This window comes from Streptomyces sp. NPDC012935, assembly GCF_042900345.1.
GTDB lineage: Bacteria > Actinomycetota > Actinomycetes > Streptomycetales > Streptomycetaceae > Streptomyces.
Window position 1 is genome coordinate 370,897 of the sequence record NZ_JBIBBC010000001.1, and the last position, 19,507, is coordinate 390,403.

14 protein-coding genes are annotated in these 19,507 nt (G+C 70.5%); 2 read left to right on the forward strand and 12 right to left on the reverse strand.

Going from position 1 to position 19,507, the window contains the following annotated elements:
- Positions 1–9 precede the first annotated feature (9 nt).
- Genes ACFY5C_RS01580 through ACFY5C_RS01590 form a run of 3 tightly spaced genes read right to left on the reverse strand, consistent with a single transcriptional unit; the run spans position 10 to position 3,621 of the window.
- The gene (locus ACFY5C_RS01580) at positions 10–1,035 is read right to left on the reverse strand and encodes an ABC transporter permease (RefSeq protein WP_389439243.1); all 1,026 of its coding nucleotides are present in this window, start codon (positions 1,033–1,035) and stop codon (positions 10–12) included.
- On the reverse strand, positions 1,028–2,542 hold the full coding sequence (locus tag ACFY5C_RS01585; protein ID WP_389439245.1) for a sugar ABC transporter ATP-binding protein: 1,515 nt from the start codon (positions 2,540–2,542) through the stop codon (positions 1,028–1,030). Before ACFY5C_RS01585 ends, ACFY5C_RS01580 begins: the two co-directional genes overlap by 8 nt.
- Positions 2,539–3,621: a sugar ABC transporter substrate-binding protein gene (locus ACFY5C_RS01590; protein ID WP_389439247.1), complete on the reverse strand. Its 1,083-nt coding sequence runs from the start codon at positions 3,619–3,621 to the stop codon at positions 2,539–2,541. Before ACFY5C_RS01590 ends, ACFY5C_RS01585 begins: the two co-directional genes overlap by 4 nt.
- 182 nt (positions 3,622–3,803) lie before the next feature.
- Here ACFY5C_RS01590 and ACFY5C_RS01595 point away from each other — a divergent pair, with 182 nt between their 5' ends.
- Positions 3,804–4,508 carry a FadR/GntR family transcriptional regulator gene (locus ACFY5C_RS01595; protein ID WP_389439249.1) on the forward strand — a complete coding sequence of 235 codons (705 nt, stop codon included), beginning with the start codon at positions 3,804–3,806 and terminating at the stop codon, positions 4,506–4,508.
- A 29-nt stretch (positions 4,509–4,537) separates the two neighbouring features.
- On the opposite strand, the gene ACFY5C_RS01600 is transcribed toward ACFY5C_RS01595, so the two are convergent.
- The 7 genes from ACFY5C_RS01600 to ACFY5C_RS01630 all read right to left on the reverse strand — a co-directional run bounded on the left by ACFY5C_RS01600 (position 4,538) and on the right by ACFY5C_RS01630 (position 14,948).
- Positions 4,538–5,365 carry an N-acetylmuramoyl-L-alanine amidase gene (locus ACFY5C_RS01600; protein WP_389439251.1) on the reverse strand — a complete coding sequence of 276 codons (828 nt, stop codon included), beginning with the start codon at positions 5,363–5,365 and terminating at the stop codon, positions 4,538–4,540.
- 73 nt (positions 5,366–5,438) lie between these two features.
- A complete protein-coding gene (locus ACFY5C_RS01605; RefSeq protein WP_389439253.1) occupies positions 5,439–8,462 on the reverse strand; it encodes an alpha-mannosidase in 3,024 nt (1,007 codons plus the stop codon).
- A 26-nt stretch (positions 8,463–8,488) separates the two neighbouring features.
- Entirely contained in the window at positions 8,489–10,492 is a 2,004-nt protein-coding gene (locus ACFY5C_RS01610) for an endo-beta-N-acetylglucosaminidase (RefSeq protein WP_389439255.1), read from the reverse strand.
- Positions 10,489–11,745 carry a glycosyl hydrolase gene (locus ACFY5C_RS01615; protein ID WP_389439257.1) on the reverse strand — a complete coding sequence of 419 codons (1,257 nt, stop codon included), beginning with the start codon at positions 11,743–11,745 and terminating at the stop codon, positions 10,489–10,491. Before ACFY5C_RS01615 ends, ACFY5C_RS01610 begins: the two co-directional genes overlap by 4 nt.
- Before the next feature lie 63 nt (positions 11,746–11,808).
- On the reverse strand, positions 11,809–12,741 hold the full coding sequence (locus ACFY5C_RS01620; RefSeq protein ID WP_389439259.1) for a carbohydrate ABC transporter permease: 933 nt from the start codon (positions 12,739–12,741) through the stop codon (positions 11,809–11,811).
- Positions 12,738–13,640: a carbohydrate ABC transporter permease gene (locus ACFY5C_RS01625; protein ID WP_389439261.1), complete on the reverse strand. Its 903-nt coding sequence runs from the start codon at positions 13,638–13,640 to the stop codon at positions 12,738–12,740. The genes ACFY5C_RS01620 and ACFY5C_RS01625 overlap by 4 nt, the downstream gene beginning before the upstream one ends.
- A gap of 6 nt (positions 13,641–13,646) precedes the next feature.
- A complete protein-coding gene (locus tag ACFY5C_RS01630; RefSeq protein ID WP_389439263.1) occupies positions 13,647–14,948 on the reverse strand; it encodes an ABC transporter substrate-binding protein in 1,302 nt (433 codons plus the stop codon).
- 221 nt (positions 14,949–15,169) lie between these two features.
- On the opposite strand from ACFY5C_RS01630, the gene ACFY5C_RS01635 reads away from it, so the two are divergent.
- Positions 15,170–16,216: a LacI family DNA-binding transcriptional regulator gene (locus ACFY5C_RS01635; protein WP_389439265.1), complete on the forward strand. Its 1,047-nt coding sequence runs from the start codon at positions 15,170–15,172 to the stop codon at positions 16,214–16,216.
- A gap of 563 nt (positions 16,217–16,779) precedes the next feature.
- Here the strand turns inward: ACFY5C_RS01635 and ACFY5C_RS01640 are convergent.
- Together ACFY5C_RS01640 and ACFY5C_RS01645 are read right to left on the reverse strand one after the other, a co-directional pair.
- Positions 16,780–17,886 (reverse strand): serine hydrolase domain-containing protein, encoded by a 1,107-nt coding sequence (locus ACFY5C_RS01640; RefSeq protein WP_389439267.1) that lies wholly within the window; start codon positions 17,884–17,886, stop codon positions 16,780–16,782.
- Between the two features lie 69 nt (positions 17,887–17,955).
- Entirely contained in the window at positions 17,956–19,506 is a 1,551-nt protein-coding gene (locus ACFY5C_RS01645) for an alpha-L-fucosidase (RefSeq protein ID WP_389439269.1), read from the reverse strand.
- Position 19,507: the final 1 nt, after the last annotated feature.

Here is a 19,507-nt window from a genome sequence, read left to right on the forward strand (position 1 = left end):
GGCGCCGGGTCAGTCCTGCGCACGGCCCGTCGTCACGCGGGCGATCATGAGGGCGACCAGGATGATTCCGCCGTAGATGGCCTGGATCCAGAACGACGGGACCTGGGCGAGGGTGAGCAGGTTCTGGACGACACCCAGGAGGAGTACGCCGGTCAGGGCGCCGAACATGGTGCCCCGGCCGCCGTCCAGGCTGATGCCGCCGATCACCGCGGCCGCGAAGACCGTGAAGATCATGTTGTTGCCCTGGTTGGCGCTGATCGCCCCGACGTAGCCGGTCTGGATGATCCCGCCGACGGCCGCGAGCGTGCCGGCCACGACGAACACGCCGAGCATCACGCGCTCGACCCGGATACCGGCCGCGCGGGCGGCGTCCGCGTTGCCGCCGATGGCGTACAGGGCGCGCCCGATGCGGTGGTACTTCAGCACGAACCCGGTGATCGCGAAGGCGGCCGCCGCGAGCCATACCGACATGGGGATGCCGATGAAGGTGGTGGTGGCGAGGGAGTAGAAGCTGTCGGGCATGCCGAACAGCGTCTTGCCCTTGGTCGCGCCGACGAGCAGACCGCGCAGGACGATCAGCATCGCGAGCGTCACGATGAACGCGTTGAGCTTGAACTTCACGACCAGGATGCCGTTGAAGGCGCCGACGGCCGCGCCGACCACGAGGACGGCCAACAGGGCCAGGGCGGCGGGCAGTTCGGTGCCCCAGCCGGACTGGGCGGCGGGCAGCACGAGCAGCGCTCCGACGGCGGGTGCGATGCCGACGACCGATTCGAGGGACAGGTCGAACTTGCCGGTTATGAGGACCAGCGACTCCGCCAGGACGACCATCGCCAGTGCGGCGGAGGCGCCGAGGATCGAGATCAGGTTGCGTTCGGTGAGAAACGAGTCATTGACGACCGCGCCGAGCACCAGCAGCAGCAACAGGGCCGGCACCAGGGCGAGTTCGCGGGCACGGCGGAGCAGGACCGTCCTGGCGGCACGGGCGTCCGGCACCTTGACGGGCAGGGCCGGTGGGGCCTTGGTGTCAGCCATTGTTGTCCACTCCTTCGATGGAGGCGATCAGCTCGTGGTCGCGCCAGCCCGCCGGGTGCTCGGCGACGACACGGCCGTGGAACAGGACGAGGACGCGGTCGCAGCGCCGCAGGTCGTCGAGTTCGTCGGAGACGACGAGTACGGATGTGCCGTCCTCGCGGGCGCTGTCCATGCGGGCGAGCAGGGACTCCTTGGACTTCACGTCGACACCCGCGGTGGGGTTGATCAGCACGAGCAGCCGGGGGTCGGACGCGAGGGCGCGGGCCATGACGACCTTCTGCGCGTTGCCGCCGGACAGGTCGGAGACGGGCTGGTCGGGTCCCTCGGTGTGGATGTCGAGGCGGTCGATGAGGGCATTGGCGAAGCCGCGCTTGCGTTCGGTGCCGACGAAGCCGAAGCGGCCGAGCCGGTCGAGGACGCTCATCGTGGCGTTGTCGCCGATGGTCATGCCGGCGACCAGGCCCTGGTCGTGCCGGTCGCGCGGCACACAGGCGACGCCCGCATTGAGAGCGGCCTGCACATCGCCGAACGGGAGCCGTTCGCCGTCCAGTTGTGCGGTGCCGCCGGTGGGGGTGTGCAGTCCCGCGAAGGACTCGGCGAGCTGGATCTTGCCGCTGCCGCTGATGCCGGCGAGTCCGACGACCTCGCCGCGGCGGACGGTGAGGTCGATGTCCTGGTACGCCGGTGAGGTGAGCCCGCGGGCTTCGAGCAGCACGGGGGCGTCGTGGTCGACGTCCCCGGGGTCCACGGCCTGCTCGGCGATGGCCTCCAGCGACTCCCCCGCCATGGCCTCCACCAGCGCCCGGCGCGGGAGTTCGGCGACCGGCGCCGTGGTGATCCAGCGGGCGTCGCGCAGGACCGTGACGGTCTGGCAGACCTCGTACACCTCCTGGAGGTGGTGCGAGATGAACAGGAAGGTGACGCCGGAGTCCTGGAGCGCACGCATCCGCGTGAACAGCCGCTCGATCTCGCGGTTGTCGAGCTGCGCGGTGGGCTCGTCGAGGATGATGAAGCGGGCGCCGAAGCTCAACGCCCGGGCGATCTCCACCATTTGACGGTCCTCGACCTTGAGGTCGGCGGTGCGGGCCTCCGGGTCTACGTGTACGTCCCAGGTGTCGAGGAGCTCGGCGGCCTCCGAGCGCAGCTTGCGCCAGCTGATGAAGCCGCGGTTGAGCGGCTGCCGGTTGATGTACAGGTTCTCGGCGACCGTCAGCTCGGGGACCACGGTGGGCTTCTGGTAGACGCAGGCCACCTTGCGTCGCCAGGCGTCCCGGTCGGCCAACGCGGGCGCGGGTCCGCCGTCGAAGCGGACCTCGCCCTCGTCGGCGGCCTGGAGGCCGGTGAGGATGTTGACCAGGGTCGACTTGCCGGCGCCGTTGCGGCCGACGAGGGCGTGGGACTCGCCGGGCAGGACGGTGAGCCGGCCGTCGGCGAGGGCGGTGGTGGGTCCATAGCGCTTGACGATGTCGCGCGCCTCGACGAGGGGTGTGATCACGGCCGTACTCATTTGACCGTGTTGCCCCAGAGCTTGGGGTCGTCGACGTTGTCCTTGGTGACCAGCGGGGCGGGCAGCTGGTCCTCCAGGATGCCGCTGGGGAGCTTCACGATGGTCGAGTCGTGGTCCGTCGGGCCGGGCTGGAACGTCTTCCCCTCCATCGCCGCCTTGATGTAGTACATGCCGTACTTGGCGTACAGGTCGGCGGGTTGCGAGACGGTCGCGTCGATATCGCCCTTGCGGATGGCGTCGAACTCCTGCGGGATGCCGTCGTTGGAGACGATCGTGATGTGCCCGTCCTGTCCGGCCTTCTTCAGCATCCCCTTGGACTTCAGGGTCTGGAGGGTCGGCGCGAGATAGACGCCGCCGGCCTGCATGTAGATGCCCTTGATGTCGGGGTTGGCGTTCAGGAGGGTGTCCAGCTTGGAGGCCGCGGTGTCGGACTCCCACTTGGCCGGTATCTCCAGGACCTTCAGCTTGGGGAAGTTCTTCTTGACGCAGGCGCGGAACGCCTCGGAGCGGTCGCGCCCGTTGACCGAGGCGAGGTCGCCCATGATCTGCACGACCTTGCCGGAGGGGATCTGCTCGCCGAGGTACTGGCAGGCCTTCTCGCCGTACGCCACGTTGTCGGCGCGCACCACCATCGCGACCTTGCCCTTGTCGGGCGCCACGTCGACGGCGACCACCGGCACGCCCTTGCGCTCCGCCTGGTCGAGGCCCGCTTCGATGGCCGCGCTGTCCAGCGGGGCGACGACGAGGCCCTTCACACCCTGGTTGAGCTGGTTGTTGATGTCGGTGATCTGCTGGGAGGGGTCACTGTTGGAGTTGACCGTCTTGAGCGCCTCGACGCTTTCGGAGTCGGCCATCTTCGGCACATAGTCGTTGTACGACTGCCAGAACGGCGAGGTCAGCAGGGGCAGGATCACCCCGACCTTGCCGCTGCCGCCGCCTTCGGCGCTCGCGGCGCCGGTGTCCTTGGTGCTGCCGCACGCGGCGAGCACGAGACAGCCGCCGACGACTGCGGCCACCGCTTTGCCCCTCCGCGAACTGTTCTGCTTCCGCGCTGTCGTGCCGTGCGTCTGGCCGTGCATCTGGCGGCTCCTCGTTGAGCGTGTTCGAGCAGATGCCGCATATTTATCAGACCACTTCGCCGACGCAACACCCTCGGGAGGCAGTTTTTCGGCGTTTCCAGCCGTAGTGGTCCGACCAACCTGGTGATTACACTGCGGCTCACCGGGCCCGCTCAGGCGCCTCGGGCGACGGGAGGAACGGCGTGGACGACGAGACAGCCCCGCAGAAGGGCACCGTGACGCAGCGCGCCCTGGAGCAGATCAAGGCGATGATCGCCGAGGGACGGCTGGAGCCCGGCCAGCGCCTGCCGACCGAACGCGATCTGGCGGTCCAGCTCGGCATCTCCCGCAGTTCGATGCGCGAGGCGATCCGCGCGCTGACCGTGCTGGGAGTGCTGGAGGCCCGGCACGGTTCGGGCATCTACGTCACCCAGCTGGAGGCCGGCGACCTGCTGGAGACGTTCGGCGTGGTCGCCGACCTCTCCCGGGGCCCGCGTCTGGTGGAGCTGCTGGAGGTGCGCCGCATCCTGGAGTCGACGGCGACGGCGCTGGCGGCGGCGCGCATCACGCCGGACCAGCTCGCCGAGGTCGAGAAGCACCTGACGGCGATGAACGCCACGGAGGACCCCGAGGAGATCCTCGCCCACGACCTGGCCTTCCATCGCGTGATCGCGGCCGCCGCCGGCAACGACACCATGGCCGCGATCCTGGAGGGCCTGTCCTCCCGCACCTTCCGCGCCCGCGTCTGGCGCGGCTACCAGGAGGAGGGCGCATTCACCCGCACCCGCCGCGAACACGCCGCGATCCACCGCGCCCTGGTGGCCCACGATCCGGAGGCGGCCCGGGCCGCGGCGGCCGCGCATGTGGGCGAGGTGGAGCAGTGGCTGCGGACGCAGCTGGGCGACTGATCACCGCCCGGCCGGGTCCGCGCCGTCGGCTACGGCTTCACGCCGAAACCGTGCTGCCGTCCGAGCGTCTCAAGTGACGCCTGGCCGGGGATGCCGTCGGCGTCGTCGCCGGTGAGACCGCAGCGGCGCTGCCAGGCGGCGTAAGCCTTGACGGTCGACGTGCCGAAGTGGCCGTCCGCGAGGTTCGGTTCGAGGAGGCCCTCCGCGACGAGCGCCTTCTCCACGGTCTTCACTCCCGGGTACGACACCGGTGTGCCCGGCTCGGCCGGGTCGTGCCGGGCCGCGGCGACCACCTTCGACACGTCGATCACCGGCCTCGGCGCGGGATCGGGGGGCGACCCACCCGGCCGCGGGGCGCCCTGCTTCACCCAGGCGTACAGGTGCCGGCCCGGGCACTCCGTGGCGAGGCCGTCCCGGTGCCCCTTGATCTCGTTGCCGGCACCGTGCTGCCGCAGCAGCTCGATGCCGTCGCGGATCGCTCCGAGCATCGCGTCCGTCGGCTCGGTGAGCCCCTCGTCGCCGACCAGGCCCATGATCGCGTAGTGGCCACGGTTGAGGTCCTGGTTGCCATTCGCCCCGGTGCGCTTGCCGAGGCCCCGGCCCTCCAGGAGGTGACCGTGCGGGCAGGCGCCGTAGTTGTAGGCGATGTCCGAGTAGTTCTCCTTCTTGTTCGCCAGGTGGTCGACCCGGATCTTCTTCCACTTGGCGATGCAGAGACCGTGGTCGTCGAGGAGCCGCACGCTGACCGGTGCGCCTTCGTAGTGGACTTTCACGCCCTTGGTCGATGTCTGCGTGGGTGCGGCGGATGCGGGCCAGCCCAGCTGGGCTCGCGTGACGAGCTTCAAGAGTGCCTCCAAGGCGCACATGGGACGCCGAATCGCCTTGATTCTGAGGCCAGTTGCCGCACGCCACGCGATGCCGCGCCGCCGTTCACCCGTCAGTGGACGCAGTCCGCCGCAGCCGCAACGTCACCAGTTCGAAGGGCCGCAGGCGCAGGGCGACGCGACGGCCGTCGTACGACGGTGCTTGCGGCAGCGGACGTTCCAGCAGGTCCGTCGCCGCGACGTCCGTGACGTCGAAGTCCGCCGCCATCGTGGCCCGTACCCGGCCGCCGTGGGCTTCATGGAGCCGCACCACCACATCTCCGCTGCCGTCGTCGGCCAGCTTGACGGCCGTGATCACGACTGCGTCCCGGTCCACCGTCACCAGCGGCGCCACCTCCCGCGCGCCGGTGATCGACCGCTCCGGCAGGTTGATCCGCCAGCCCTCGCGCACCGCGTCCCCGATGCCCGCGCCCGGCACCAGGGCATGCCGGAAGCGGTGGACGCCCTGATCGGTCTCCGGATCCGGGAAGCGCGGGGCGCGCAGGAGTGACACCCGGACCGTGGTGGTCGTGCCGTGGTCGCCGTCGGTGCGGACCGTGCGGGTCACGTCGTGGCCGTAGGTCGAGTCGTTGACGACGGCGACGCCCCAGCCAGGCTCCTCCAGGTGCACGAACCGGTGGTTGCAGGCCTCGAACTTGGCCGCTTCCCAGGAGGTGTTGGTGTGCGTGGGCCGGTGGAAGTGCCCGAACTGGGTCTCGGACGCGTACCTTTCGGCGTGCACGTCGAGCGGGAAGGCGAGCTTCAGGAACTTCTCCGTCTCGTGCCAGTCCACCTCGGTGTCCACGACCAGCCGCCGCTCCCCCGGAGCGAGGGAGAGCAGTTGGGTGACTTGGGAGTCGCCGAAGGACCGCACGATGCGCACGCCCTCCCCCTCGGCGGCGATCTCGTCCAGGCCGGTCAGATCGGTGACGGTGTTGCGGTAGAACTCGTCGACGTCCCAGGCGTCCCACATGTTCGGGAAGTCGGGGTGGAGCTGGAGGAGCCCCGCGGCTTTGCCGGGCGCGATGGTCTCGCGGTCGGCGTCGATGTCGTACGCCGACACGACCAGGCCCCGTGCGTCGATCTCGACGCGCAGCAGGCCGTTGTCGAGGACGAACCCGCCGTCCGGGCGCGGCGCGAGCGCCGTGCGGCCCTCGGTCACCGCGGGGCGTGCCCCGCCCGCCGGTACGCCCTCGCGAGGGTGCGGGGCGGAGTTGAAGACGAGCTCGGTCTCGCCCTCGCCGGCCAGGGCGCGCTGGGCGGACTCGATGATCGCGGTCAGCTCGCCCGCGAGGCGCTCGTACGTGGCGCGTGCCTCGCGGTGCACCCACGCGATGGACGAGCCGGGCAGGATGTCGTGGAACTGGTGCAGCAGCACCGACTTCCAGATGCGGTCCAACTCCTCGTACGGATAGGGGAATCCGGTACGCACGGCTGCGGTCGCGGCCCACAGTTCGGCCTCGCGCAGGAGGTGCTCGCTGCGGCGGTTGCCCTGTTTGGTCTTGGCCTGGCTGGTGAGGGTGGCGCGATGGAGTTCGAGGTAGAGCTCGCCGACCCAGACCGGTGGGTTCGCGTACTCGGCCTCGGCCTTCTCGAAGAACTCCGCCGGGGTCTCCCACACCACGGTCGCCGAGCCTTCCAGGTCGCGCAGCCGCGCAGCCTTCGCGACCATCTCCCGGGTGGTGCCGCCGCCTCCGTCGCCCCAGCCCGTCGGGGCGAGGGAGTGCCGGGCGACGCCCTTGTCCTTGAAGTTGCGGGCCGCGTGGGCGATCTCGCTGCCCTTCATGGAGCAGTTGTAGGTGTCGACGGGCGGGAAGTGGGTGAAGATCCGGGTGCCGTCGATGCCCTCCCACTGGAAGGTGTGATGCGGGAACTTGTTCGTCTGTGACCAGGAGATCTTCTGGGTCAGCAGCCACTTGGAGCCCGCGGCCTTGATGATCTGCGGCAGTCCGGCGGCGAAGCCGAACGTGTCCGGCAGCCACGCCTCGTCGTTCTCGACGCCGAACTCGTCGAGGAAGAACCGCTTGCCGTGCACGAACTGCCGGGCCATGGCCTCCGAGCCCGGCATGTTGGTGTCCGACTCCACCCACATACCCCCGGCCGGCACGAACCGCCCGTCCGCCACCGCCTTCTTCACCCGCGCCCACACCTCGGGCCGGTGCTCCTTCACCCACGCCCACTGCTGGGCCTGCGACATGGCGAAGACGAAGTCGGGCTCGTCCTCGATCAGCGCGGTCATGTTGGAGGTCGTACGGGCCACCTTGCGCACGGTCTCGCGCAGCGGCCACAGCCACGCCGAGTCGATGTGCGCGTGCCCGACGGCGCTGATGCGGTGGGCGGACGGCGCGGCGGGCGTGGCCAGTACCCCGGCCAGCCGTTCCCGCGCCCGCGCCGCAGTGCCGCCCACGTCCTGCAGGTCGATCGTGTCGAGGGCCTGGTCCACCGCCCGCAGGATGTCCCAGCGGCGCGCCGACTCCACCGGCAGCTCGGCCATCAGCTCGCCGAGCACCTCCAGGTCGATGACCAGCTGCCAGACGTTCTCGTCGAGGACGGCGAGGTCCATGCGGGTGAGCGTGTACTGGGGTTCGCTGCCGGCGGTGTCCTTGTCGCCCAACTGCGTGGGCAGGAAGGGGTGGTAGTCCAGGATGACCGGGTTGGACGCCGCCTCGATGTGCAGCCGCACCTGTTCCCCGCCCTCGACGGGGGCACCGATGCGCACCCACTGGTTGCGCGGGTTGAGGCCCTTCACCGGGGTGCCGTCGGGCCGGTAGACCAGGCCCTCGCACTGGAAGCCGGGCATGTTCTCGTCGAACCCGAGGTCGAGCACGGCCTCGACCGTCCTGCCGGCCCACGCCTCGGGCACGGTCCCGGTGACCCGGAACCAGCTGGTACCCCAGGGAGCACCCCACCGCGCTCCCACCTCGATCGGCTCGGGTTCGGCCGCGAGTCCCTCGGCGACCGGCACGGGTTCGCCGGGCGCATGCCACACCGCGACGTCCAGCGGCACGGACTCGGGGTACACGGCGGGTCGGATGCGCTCGTCGAGGACGCGCTTGAGGCGGGCTTCGACCAGGCTGCGGTCGTCATGCATGCGGGGTGCTCCAAGGGTGAGGGCGGTTACCAGGTGTGCGTCACGGTCACGGGAGCCGACGAGGTGTAGAGCTCCCCTACGGCACGCAGTTCCAACCGTGCGGCCTGCTCCCCCGGTTCGGGTTGCAGACCGGCGACGAAGTAGGCCGGCTGACAGGTGCCGCCGAGGAAGCGCCGGGTGCCGTCGGGCAGGACACGGTGCAGGGTGTGGTGGCGTACGTCGCCCGAGCCGGGGTTCCATGCGAGGCGCAGGTCTCCGCCGGACGCCGCGGTGATCCGGAAGCCGGTCGGCGCCGCCGGCGTGGTGACGGCCTCCCTCACCGCGATGCCGCCCAGCCGCCACTTCACGGCCCCGCCCGTCGCGGTAAGCCGGACGCCGATCGCGTGCGCGGTGCCGGTCATACCTGTGAGTCGTACGGTCGAGGTCTGCCAAGTGCTGCCCGAGTCCACGGGGAAGTACGTGTACGGCGGTGGCGCGCCCGGACTTCCCGGCTCGGCCGTGGCCACCGCCAGCTCGACCTTCACGCTGCCCGCGTCGCTCCGATGCGTCAGCTCGACCACCGTGTCGGCCGTGATCGGCAGGCGGCTCGCGTACACGTCCACGACCGTCGGCTCGTCCAGTTCACCGTCGACGAGCACACTGCTCCCGCCACGCCACGCGTCCTCGAAGTCGAACGTCACGGCGGGGCGCTGTCCGTCGGTGTGCACGACCCAGCGCCGGGACGGCAGCCGGTCCTGCAGGCCCAGATGGTTCCACGGCTTGTCCGACGTCACCTCCCCGTCCTCGTACCAGCGCAGCCCGTGCCCGGTGTTGAACACGCTGGCGAAGGGGACCTCCGTGACCGTCGACCGGTCGGCGACGGACACGGCCGGTGCCCGCCAGCCGTCCGTGCCGTCCGGCCGGGACGGGTCCAGGGAACGCCCGGTCCAGAACCGGTCGTCGGCGGCGTGGAACGCTTCCGGCCCCCGGCCGTCCGCGGGCAGGTGGTTGCGTGTCCACTCGGGCCGGTAGAAGCCGACCGACACCACGTGCGCTTTGTCGCGGGGCACCATCGCGTCCCAGTTCACGGACGAGTTCCAGCCGTTCGACTCGACGTCGACGCCCGCCCACAACTCGTAGCGGCTGCGGCCGAGTTGACCGGCTCGCTGACCGGACGAGGTCAGCTTCGCCGCCGTCCACCGGAAGTCGACGAACATGTCGTCGGCGGCCTGGAAGAACGCCTCGTTCTGGGAGTTGAGCGCGCCCTGCCAGCTCACGGACCCGTTCACGGTCATCGAGTCGTACCAGGTCACGCGCTGGCCCTTGGCCTTGGCGAGCGTCTTCAGCTCGCGCATGAAGCCCAGCATCGCCGTACCCAGCGCGGTGTTCCCGCCGCTGGTCTCGGCGTTGACGAACCACCCGTCGAACCCGTACGCGTCGGCGACCGCGACCAGCCGTTCGGCCAGCGGGTACCGCCCGGCTGCGTCCTTCTGCACCAGGTCTCGGGTCCACTGCAGCTGCCCGCCGTAGGCGACGGGCGGCAGGAAGACGTTGCCGAGCACGGGCACCCCGTGCCGGTGGGCGGCGTCGACGATCGGCGCGTTCGGCGCGAGGATGAGCCCCTCCCCCGACGAGCCGCCCCAGAAGACCAGTTCGTCGATGTACGCCCAGTGGGTGAGGGCGTAGTAGTCGGCGGTGGGTGCACCTTGGGAGGGGTTGCCGGCGGTGGGACCGAAGGACACCAGCGACTGGATACGGGCCTGGCCTGCGCGGGCGGTCGGGTTCGGCGGCGTCGGCGTGAAGCGCGGGGCGAGCGGGACGGTCGCCGCGTTGAAGACGAGGTCCGGATCGTCGGCCGGGCGCCAGGACTTCAGGCTTCGCCAGGTGATGCCGGTGCCCGGGGCGCCGGAGGGCAGCGAGGCGGGGTACCAGTAGGAGGCGTACGGCTGGAGCGCGGCGGCTTTGGGCCTCGGTGCTGCCACCGCCGGCGGGGAGGGGAGCATCGCGGCCGTGGCGGCGGCGATGAGGACGGTGCGTCTGGTGGGTTTCACGAGCGGGTGCCTCCTTGTGGGGTGGGGAGTACCTGATCGGGAGCGACGACCTCGGTGATGCCGCGCGCCGCGAGGTGTTCCTGGTCGGCGGCACGCACGTCGAGGACGGTGGTGGGGCGGACGCCGTCGGCGACCAGCCGGAAATAGGCGTCGAAGACAGTGCCGCCCGGCGCGCAGAGTGAGCGGGTGGCCGGATCGGCGGGGACGATCAGCGCCGTCGTACGCGGCTCGGGCGGCCGTGGCGGCTCCTGGGCCGCCCGCTCCAGCACCCGGGCCGCGTCCTTCGGCTTGCGGTCGTTGGTCAGCAGGCCGAGCCCGTATTCGAGCCCGGGGAAGTCGGCCAGCTCACGGGACACGTCGTGCGAGCACCACCAGGTGATGCCCCACAGGTCGGGACAGTCCAGCGCGTTGGCGACGGTCGCCTCGGTGAAGGCGGCGGCATGCTCGGGCGGAACGAGGGGCGCGGGCGCGCCGACCTCCTGGAGCCAGACGGGACGGCGCGGATCGGCGGCCCAGGCCTTGCTCAGCTCGACGAGGTAGGCGGCGTGGTGCTCGGCCGGGACGGAGGTACGGCCGTGACGCTGGGCGGTGCCGTTGAAGACCCAGGAGTGCACGGCCGTGACGGCGCCGTGCCGGGCGGCCTGCGCGGGCGTGAACGGCTGGTCGTCCTGGTACCAGGTGGCGTCGTACTCGGCGTGCAGGTGCAGCCGCCCGGGTGCGCCCTCCTCGCAGGCGGCGAGCATGCGCGTCAGCCAGCGGTCGATCTCGTCCTCGGTCGCCCGGTCGGGGTCGGGATGCGGGCCCGCCGAGAACTGGTTGACCTCGTTGCCGAGGGTCATGCCGAGAAAGTTGGGGCGGTCGTCGAGGGCGGCGGCGAGGGTGCGCAAGTAGGCGGCCTGGCCGTCGAGGACGTCCGGGTCGGTGAAGAGATTGCGGCGGTGCCAGGTCCGGGTCCAGGCGGGCAGGAAGTCGAAGCTGCTCAAGTGGCCTTGCAAACCGTCCACGTTGACGTCGAGGCCGCGTTCGGCGGCGGCGTCGACGAGCTGGACCAGCTGCTCGACGGCGCGGCCCCGGATCAGGGTGCGGTTCGGCTGGAAGTACGGCCACAGCGGGAACACCCGGACGTGGTCGAGGCCCAGCGCGGCGATGGAGTCGAGGTCGGCGCGTACGGAGTCGAGGTCGAAGTCGAGCCAGTGGTGGAACCACCCCTCGCTCGGGGTGTAGTTGACGCCGAAGCGCACGGCAGAAGGCATGCGTGTCCTTGTGACGGAGGTGCGACGGAGGTACGACGGAGGACGGATGGCCGGCTCTGCGGGTCAGCCCTTGACGGCGCCCTCGCCGACGCCCCGGAAGAAGTACCGCTGGAGACAGGCGAAGAGGGCGATCAGCGGCGCCACGGCGATGATCGTGCCCGCGGCGACGAGGCGTTCGTCGCCTGCGAAGGTGCCGTGCAGGTAGTTGAGGCCGATGGTCAGCGTGAACTTGGACGGGTCGCTCAGCACGATGAGCGGCCACAGGAAGTCGTCCCAGGCGCCCATGAAGGCGAAGATCGCGACGACGGCGAGGGTCCCCTTCACCGACGGCACGGCGATGCGCAGGAACCGCTGCCAGACGTTGGCGCCGTCGACGTAGGCCGCCTCCTCGATCTCGTACGGCAGGTTGAGGAAGGCGTTGCGCATCAGCAGGACGTTCAGGGCGCTGATGCAGCCGGGCAGTACGACGCCGACGAGGGTGTTGTTGAGGCCGAGCTCCCGCATGGTCGTGAACTGGGCGATGATGATGCCCTCCACGGGCACGAGCATCGCCAGGATGAACGCGAGCGTGGCCGCGCGGCGGCCCCGGTAGCGCAGCCGGGCGAGGGCATAGCCGGCGAGTGCCGCGCCGACGCAGTTGGTCACGACGTTGGCGGCGGCGACCTTCAGCGAGTTGAGGGCGTAGTCCCAGACGGGGATGGTCTCGGCGACGCGCTCGTAGTTGTGCAGGGTCGGATCGCCGGGCAGGAACTTCGGCGGGGAGCTGAAGATGTCCTCGGTGGGGCCCTTCAGCGAGGTCGACAGCTGCCAGAGGAACGGGCCGACGGTGAGGGCGAGCACACCGAGCAGCAGCAGGTAGCGCAGGGCGAGTTCCCATACTCGGACGCGGCGGCCGTGCTCGTCGGTGACGCGGGGTTCGCGAGCGCCGGCCGACGGCTTGACCTTCGCCTTCGCCTTCACCTTCGCCGCGGGCCGTACCTTCTCCAGGACGGTCATGACTCGTCCTTCCGGTCCGCGCGCAGCACGAGCAGCATCAGGGCGACGGTGACGACGAACACGACGACCGAGATGGCGGAGGCGTAGCCGACGCGGCCGGTCAGACCGGTGCCGGTGCGCTGGACGAGCATCACGAGGGTGGTGTCCTCGCCCGCCGGGCCACCGCTCGGGCCGGCCATCAGGTACACCTCGGAGAACACCTTGAACGCGGCGACCGACGACAGGGCCCCGACCAGGACCATGGTGGAGCGGACGGCGGGCACGGTGACCGTGAGGAACCGGCGGATCGCGCCCGCTCCGTCCACGGCGGCGGCCTCGTGCAGTTCGCGGGGCACGTTGGCGAGCGCGGCCAGATAAATGATCATGTAGTAGCCGAGGCCCTTCCAGACCGTCACGGCCATGGCGCTCAGCAGGAGCAGCCACTGGTCGCTGAGGAAGCCGATCCGGCCGACGCCGATCGTCTCCAGGAGCGAGTTCACCAGACCCCGCTCGTCGAGCAGCCACACCCAGATCAGCCCGACGACGACGATCGAGGCGACGACCGGCGTGTAGAAGGCGGACCGGAAGAAGGTGATGCCGGGGATGTTCTTCTGCACGAGCAGCGCGAGCAGCAGGGGCAGGACGACGAGGGCGGGGACGACACCGACGACGTAGAGCGTGCTGTTGCGCAGGCCGATCCAGAACATGTCGTCGCCGAGCAGCTCACGGAAGTTGGCGAGACCCACGAACTCGCCCGGGATCAGGGTGCGGCGGTCGGTGAAGGCGTTGACCAGCGTGGAGACGAACGGGTACAGGATGAAGGCGCCGATGACCAGCAGTCCCGGGGCGGCGAACAGCCAGGGGCTGGTGGGCAGTTGGCGCCGCACCCGGGAGACACGAGGGACAGCCGAGCTCGCCATGACGGCTCAGCCCTGCTGCTGAAGAAGCCGGTTACAGGCCTCGACAGCGTTGTCAAGAGCTTCCTTCGGGCTCTCCTTGCCCTGCAGCGCCTTGGCGACCTCGTTGCGCAGCTCGGTCTTCATCTGCTCGCTGAACAGCACGGGCGTGTAGTTGACGGCGTTCTTCAGCGACTTGGCGGCGGCGACCCGCACGCGCGTCTCGTCGGTGCCGTCCTCCTTGGTGAAGTACGGGTCGTCGAGGGAGCCTGCGGTGCTGGGGAAGATCGCGACCTGCTTGGCGAACGACATCTGGTGCGCGGCGTCGGTGACGTAGTGGGCGAAGGCGACCGCGGCGGGCGCACGCTTCGTCCGCGCGTTGACCATCACGCCCATCACGTACATGTTGACGTGGCCGGTGCTGGTGATCTGGTCGGTGATCCCGATGTTCTTGTACAGGTTGGGAGCCTGCTTCTTGAAGTTGCCGAGGTCCAGTGCGCTGCCGGGGTTCATGGCGACGGCGCCGGTCAGGAACTTCTTGCCGGACGACTCGGGGGTGGCGGTCAGCGCCTGCGGGTCGAGGGCCTTGGCGTCGTACAACTCCTTGTACTTGGTGAGGAGTTCGACGCCCTTCGCGTCGTTGAAGGTGAAGGCGGTGCCTTCCTTGTTCATGAGCTCGACGCCGTAGCGGCCGAAGTCCTCGACGGTGGGCACGTTGGCGAGGGTGGCGACCTTGCCGTCGGTCTTGTCCGCCATCTTCAGGGCCGCGTCGAAGACCTCGTCGTACGTCTTCGGCGGCTGCTCGGAGTCGAGTCCGGCCTCCTTGAAGAGGGACTTGTTGTAGAACAGCGGGCCGGTGTTGAGGTACCAGGGGAAGGCGTACGTGCCGGTCATGCCCGGTATCTGATGGCTGGCCCAGGCCCCCTCCAGATACTCCTTCTTGTACTGGGAGGCCGCCTTGTCGAGGTCGAGTGCGAGGCCCGCCTTGGCGAGCGGGGCGACCAGGTCCGGCGAGACGTTGACGACGTCGGGGAGCGTGCCGCCGGCGGCGTCCGCGCTGATCTTGTCGGCGTAGCCCTCGGCGGGCTGGTCGATCCACTTCACGTCGGTGCCGGGGTACTTCTTCTCGAAGTCGGCGATCAGGCTCTCGAAGTAGGGCTTGAAGTTGGCGCGGAGGTTCCAGGTCTGGAAGGTGATGTCGCCCTCGACCTTGCCGGAGGCGTCGGCTGTGCCGCTGTCGCCTCCTGACGAGCCGCACGCACTGAGCGGCAGGACGACACAGGCGGCGAAAACAGCGGCGAGGGCTCTGCGGGGACTGCGGGAAGCGGGCACCGTGAACCGTCCTCCTTTGCGGGCGGGTTGGTCGACGAGGCAGACCCTGCACGCCGCTCCACGGGCCCGTCAATGGCTCTTGCGGAGCTAATTTCATTAGTGACTAATGCGCATTAGGATCAGCGAGCTGAACCGCATTAGGTTCACGGACCTGAACCGCATTAGTGCATACTGCTGCGGGAATGAGCCGTGGGAATGTGTCGGCGGAATGGGGAATCGCCATGTCAGGCAAACGGTCACCGGCCCGTCGGCCGACGATGAAGGACATAGCGCGGCACGCGGGGGTCTCGCAGAGCGCGGTCTCCTTCGCCCTCAACGGCCGGCCCGGCGTGTCGGAGGAGACCCGCGACCGGGTGCGGCTGGTCGCCGAGGAGCTGGGCTGGCGGCCCAGTACGGCAGCGAGGGCACTGTCCGGGGAGGGCGCGGCGACGGTCGGCTTCGTGCTGGCTCGTCCGGCCGACACATTGGGGGTGGACTCGTTCTTCCTCCAACTCGTCTCGGGCATCCAGGAGGTGCTCGCGGAGCGGCATCTCGGACTGCTGTTCCAGGTGGTGGAGGACGTCACCGACGAGTGCGCGGTGTATCGCCGCTGGTGGGCCGAGCACCGGGTGGACGGTGTCCTCGTCGTCGACCCGCGCACCGACGATCCCCGCCCTGACCTCCTCGACGAACTCGGCCTGCCCGCCGTCGTGATCGGCGGCGCCCCCGACGACCGTCACCCGGGGCTCTCGACCGTCTGGGCGGACGACGCCGGCGCGATGGCCTCGGTCGTGGACGGCCTGTTCGCCCTCGGCCACCGGCGGATCGTGCACATCGCCGGCCTGCCGGGCCTCGCCCACACCGAACGCCGCGTCCGCACCCTGCGCGCCGAGGCCGGGCGGCGCGGCCTGACCGAGGTGAAGTCGGTGACCACCGACTACTCCGACGCCGAGGGCGCGGCGGTCACCCGCCGGGTGCTGGAGGACCCGGCTCCTCCGACCGCGCTGATCTACGACAACGACGTGATGGCGGTGGCCGGCGCCGCCGCGGCGGCCGAACTCGGCTTCTCCGTACCGGCCGACGTCTCGGTCGTGTCATGGGAGGACTCCGCCCTGTGCCGCATGGTCAAGCCCTGGCTGTCGGCCCTGTCCCGGGACAGCGTGGAGTTCGGCCGCACGGCGGCCCGTGAACTGACCGCTCTGCTGGACGGGGGGTCGGCGCGGGCGGTGCGGGTGCCGGTGCCGCGGCTGATCGAGCGGGGAAGTACGGGGGAGGCGCGGGGCGCGTGAGCCACGGCCCTGGGCCGGCGGCCGACCGCCGAGGCCGGTCCGGCTGACGCCGCGCGGTGAGAAGGTCATCGGTCCGATCCCTCCGTGCCGGATGAGGGCGACTTGGGACGGCAGTGGTGTCACGGGATCGACGGGTCTGCCACGTGACCAGTTCGCGAACAGCCCCTCGGTCCTCTCGACGGCGGCCACCACCATGGTCACCTTCAGGTCGCCGTCGCTCCAGGTGTCCACCGGGCCCAGTCCTCCGGCCTGGGCTCCACGCCGATGCGGGCGCATACCTCCTCGTACGTCCGCTCCCGCCCGGCCGGCATGATCCCCGGTCTCAGCACAGTGGCTCCGACGAGTCGGACGGTGGGCCGGTCTTCCTCCAGGGCAGCCGTCACCGCTGAAGTGGCAGTGCCGCAGGGCCCGAGCGAGGGCGTTCACGCTCCGTTGCAGAGGTGTCGAGCCTGGCGGATCCTCCAGTTACGGGATCCGGCCTTCGTCGGACGCCGCCGCCCGGACACGACCGACGAGGCGCTCTGTCTCCCGGAGACAGTCCTGGTCGCTGAGCTCACCGGACGTCATCCGCGCAGTCCCTGAAGGCCCTCGTAGGCGGACGCCACGATCTCCAGCCCCCGCGTGTCCTCCGCCGGCTCGCGCATCTGCTGGGTCACGTACGCCACCACCATCCGGCTGTCGGGCTCGATCATCACCAGGGAACCGCCCCAGCCGCCCCAGCCGCATGCGCTGCCGAACAGCCCGTAGCCCAGGCCCCACCGCATCGGCATGCCGAGGACGCGGTCGTCGCCGTTGAACTGCTCCTCCCAAGCGCGCTCGCAACCGGCCGGGGACAGCAGCCGCACCCCGCGCACCTCTCCCCCGCAGGCCGGCAGGGACTGTACGAGGGCGACCGAACGGGCGTTGCCGAAGCCGCTCGCCGCGGGGATCTGGGCGCGGCGCCAGGTCAGGCTGTTGCCGTCGCCGACGCGGACGCCGTTGCCCGCCTCGGAGCCGGAGGGGTTGGCGGGGGCGCTCGCCGCGTAGTCCTCGCCCTGCCCCGTCGGCGGGATCGTGGGCGCGACCCGATGGTCGTGCTCGGCGGCCAGCCCGATGTGGAAGTCCGCGCCCAGCGGCCCGGTCACCTCCTCGGCGAGGAACTCGCCCACGCTGCGACCCGTGATCCGCCGTACGACCTCGCCGACGAGGAATCCCTGGGTGAGCGAGTGATACCCGGCCGAAGCGCCCGGCTCCCATCGCGGGGCCCGCGCGGCGAGCCGTGCCGTGGCGGCGGGCCAGTCGTACAGCTCCTCGACCGGCCCGTCCCAGTCGGGCAGACCGGCGGTGTGCGAGAGCAGATGCCGTACCAGCACCTTCTCCTTGCCCGCCGCCGCGAACTCCGGCCAGTAGCGGGAGACCGGTGCATCCGGGTCGAGCTCGCCGCGGTCGGCCAGGACGAGGGCGCACAGGGCCGTCATCGTCTTGGTCACCGACCAGACGTTGACGATCGTGTCGCGCTCCCACGGGACGGTGCGCTCGGCGTCCGCGAAGCCGCCCCAGACGTCGACGACCGGCTCACCGTCCACGAAGACCGCGACGGAGCCGCCCGCGTCCCCCGCGTCCAGCGTCGCGGCCAGCGCGTTCGGCACGGCGGTGAACAGGTCGTCGTACGTGCCCTGAATGTCGGCCATGGGCCCTATCCAGCCCGCGCAGACCCGCCCCGGTCAACCGATTTTCAGACCCCTCGACCCGTACGGCGGTCAGATCCGCGACCGGTACAGCCCGAACTCCACGATCCGCACGGCGGCCCGCGAGCCGGTCACGCGTACCCGCCACCGCCGCGCCCGCACCGGAGCCGCCAGCAGCAGAATGCGGCTCGCGCCGATCACCCCGGCCCGCGTCACCTCCGTCCAGGCGCCGTCCCGCTGCGCCTCGACGACGAAGCTCTCCACCTGCTGCCCGTGCCTGATGTCCTCCGCCAACCGGATCCGGTCCACTTCCCGTTCGCGGCCGAGGTCGACGGTGACCCGCCCCGGCGACGGGGTCGTACGGCCCTCACGCGCCAGGTCCTGCGGCAGCTCACGGTCCACGCGCTCGCGGAACTCCCGCAGCCGTGCCACGTCAGCGGCAGGCAGCAGGCCGGCCGTGTCCGGCGGGACGTTGAGCAGGAGCACCGAGTTGCGGCCCACGGACCGGAAGTAGATGTCCGTCAACTGCTCGACACTCTTGGGCTGTTGGTCGGCGTGGTAGAACCAGCCGTCCCGGATGGAGACGTCGCACTCGGCCGGCCACCACTGCAGGTGCTCGGCGACGGGCCGGGCCTGGACCAGTGCGGCACGGCTGCCCATGTCGGGGGCGTCGTACGCGAGGGCGTAGTCAGTGCGGCCGTAGTCCTTCTCCTGGACCGGTACGACGCTCCACTCGTCCTCCCGGGCCAGCCCGCCCTCGTTGCCGACCCACCGCACGTCCGGGCCGGACACGGCGATGGCGGCGTCGGGCGCGAGCGAGCGGACGAGGGTGTACCAGCTGTCCCAGTCGTACTTCTCCACCTTGTCCGGCGGGATGCGGCCCTGCGCCCCGTCGAACCAGACCTCGTCGATCGGGCCGTACTCGGTGAGGACCTCGTAGAGCTGGTTGAGCATGTGGGCGCCGTAGTCCGTGGCCGGGAGGGTGTACGTCCGTGCGGCCGCCGTGGTGCGGTGGCCGGCCTCGACGGGAGTCGGGATGACGTGGTCGGTGCGGGCGCTGCCGTTGGCGTACACGCCGTGGAGGTACTGGTTCTCGTCGGCCGGTGAGATGTAGACGCCGACCTTGATGCCGTACCGGCGCATGGAGTCGGCGAAGGAACGCAGCACGTCGCCCCGGCCCTCGCGCCAGCTGCTCGAGGCCACCGAGTGGTCGGTGTAGCGGGACGGGTAGAGCACGAAGCCGTCGTGGTGCTTGACGGTGAGGATGGCGAGCCTAAAGCCGCCGTCCCGCAGGGCGCGGGCCCACTGGTCGGTGTCGAGGCCGGTCGGCTGGAACACGTCCGGGTCCTCGTCGCCGGTGCCCCACTCCAGACCGGTGAAGGTGTTCACGCCGAAGTGCAGGAACGCGGTGCGCTCCAGCCGCTGCCAGGCGATCTGCCGTGCGGTGGGGCGGACTTGGGAGGCCTTGCGGACCAGGTCGGCCTCGGTGTCGTCGGGGCTGACGGGGATGCGGTAGCGAGTGTCGGGCGAAGCGGCGGCGGGCGCCGCGAGGGCGGGTCTTGTCGCGCCGGTCGCGGCGAGGACAGCGGCTGTCGCGACGAAGACGCGTCGGGAAACGGCCATG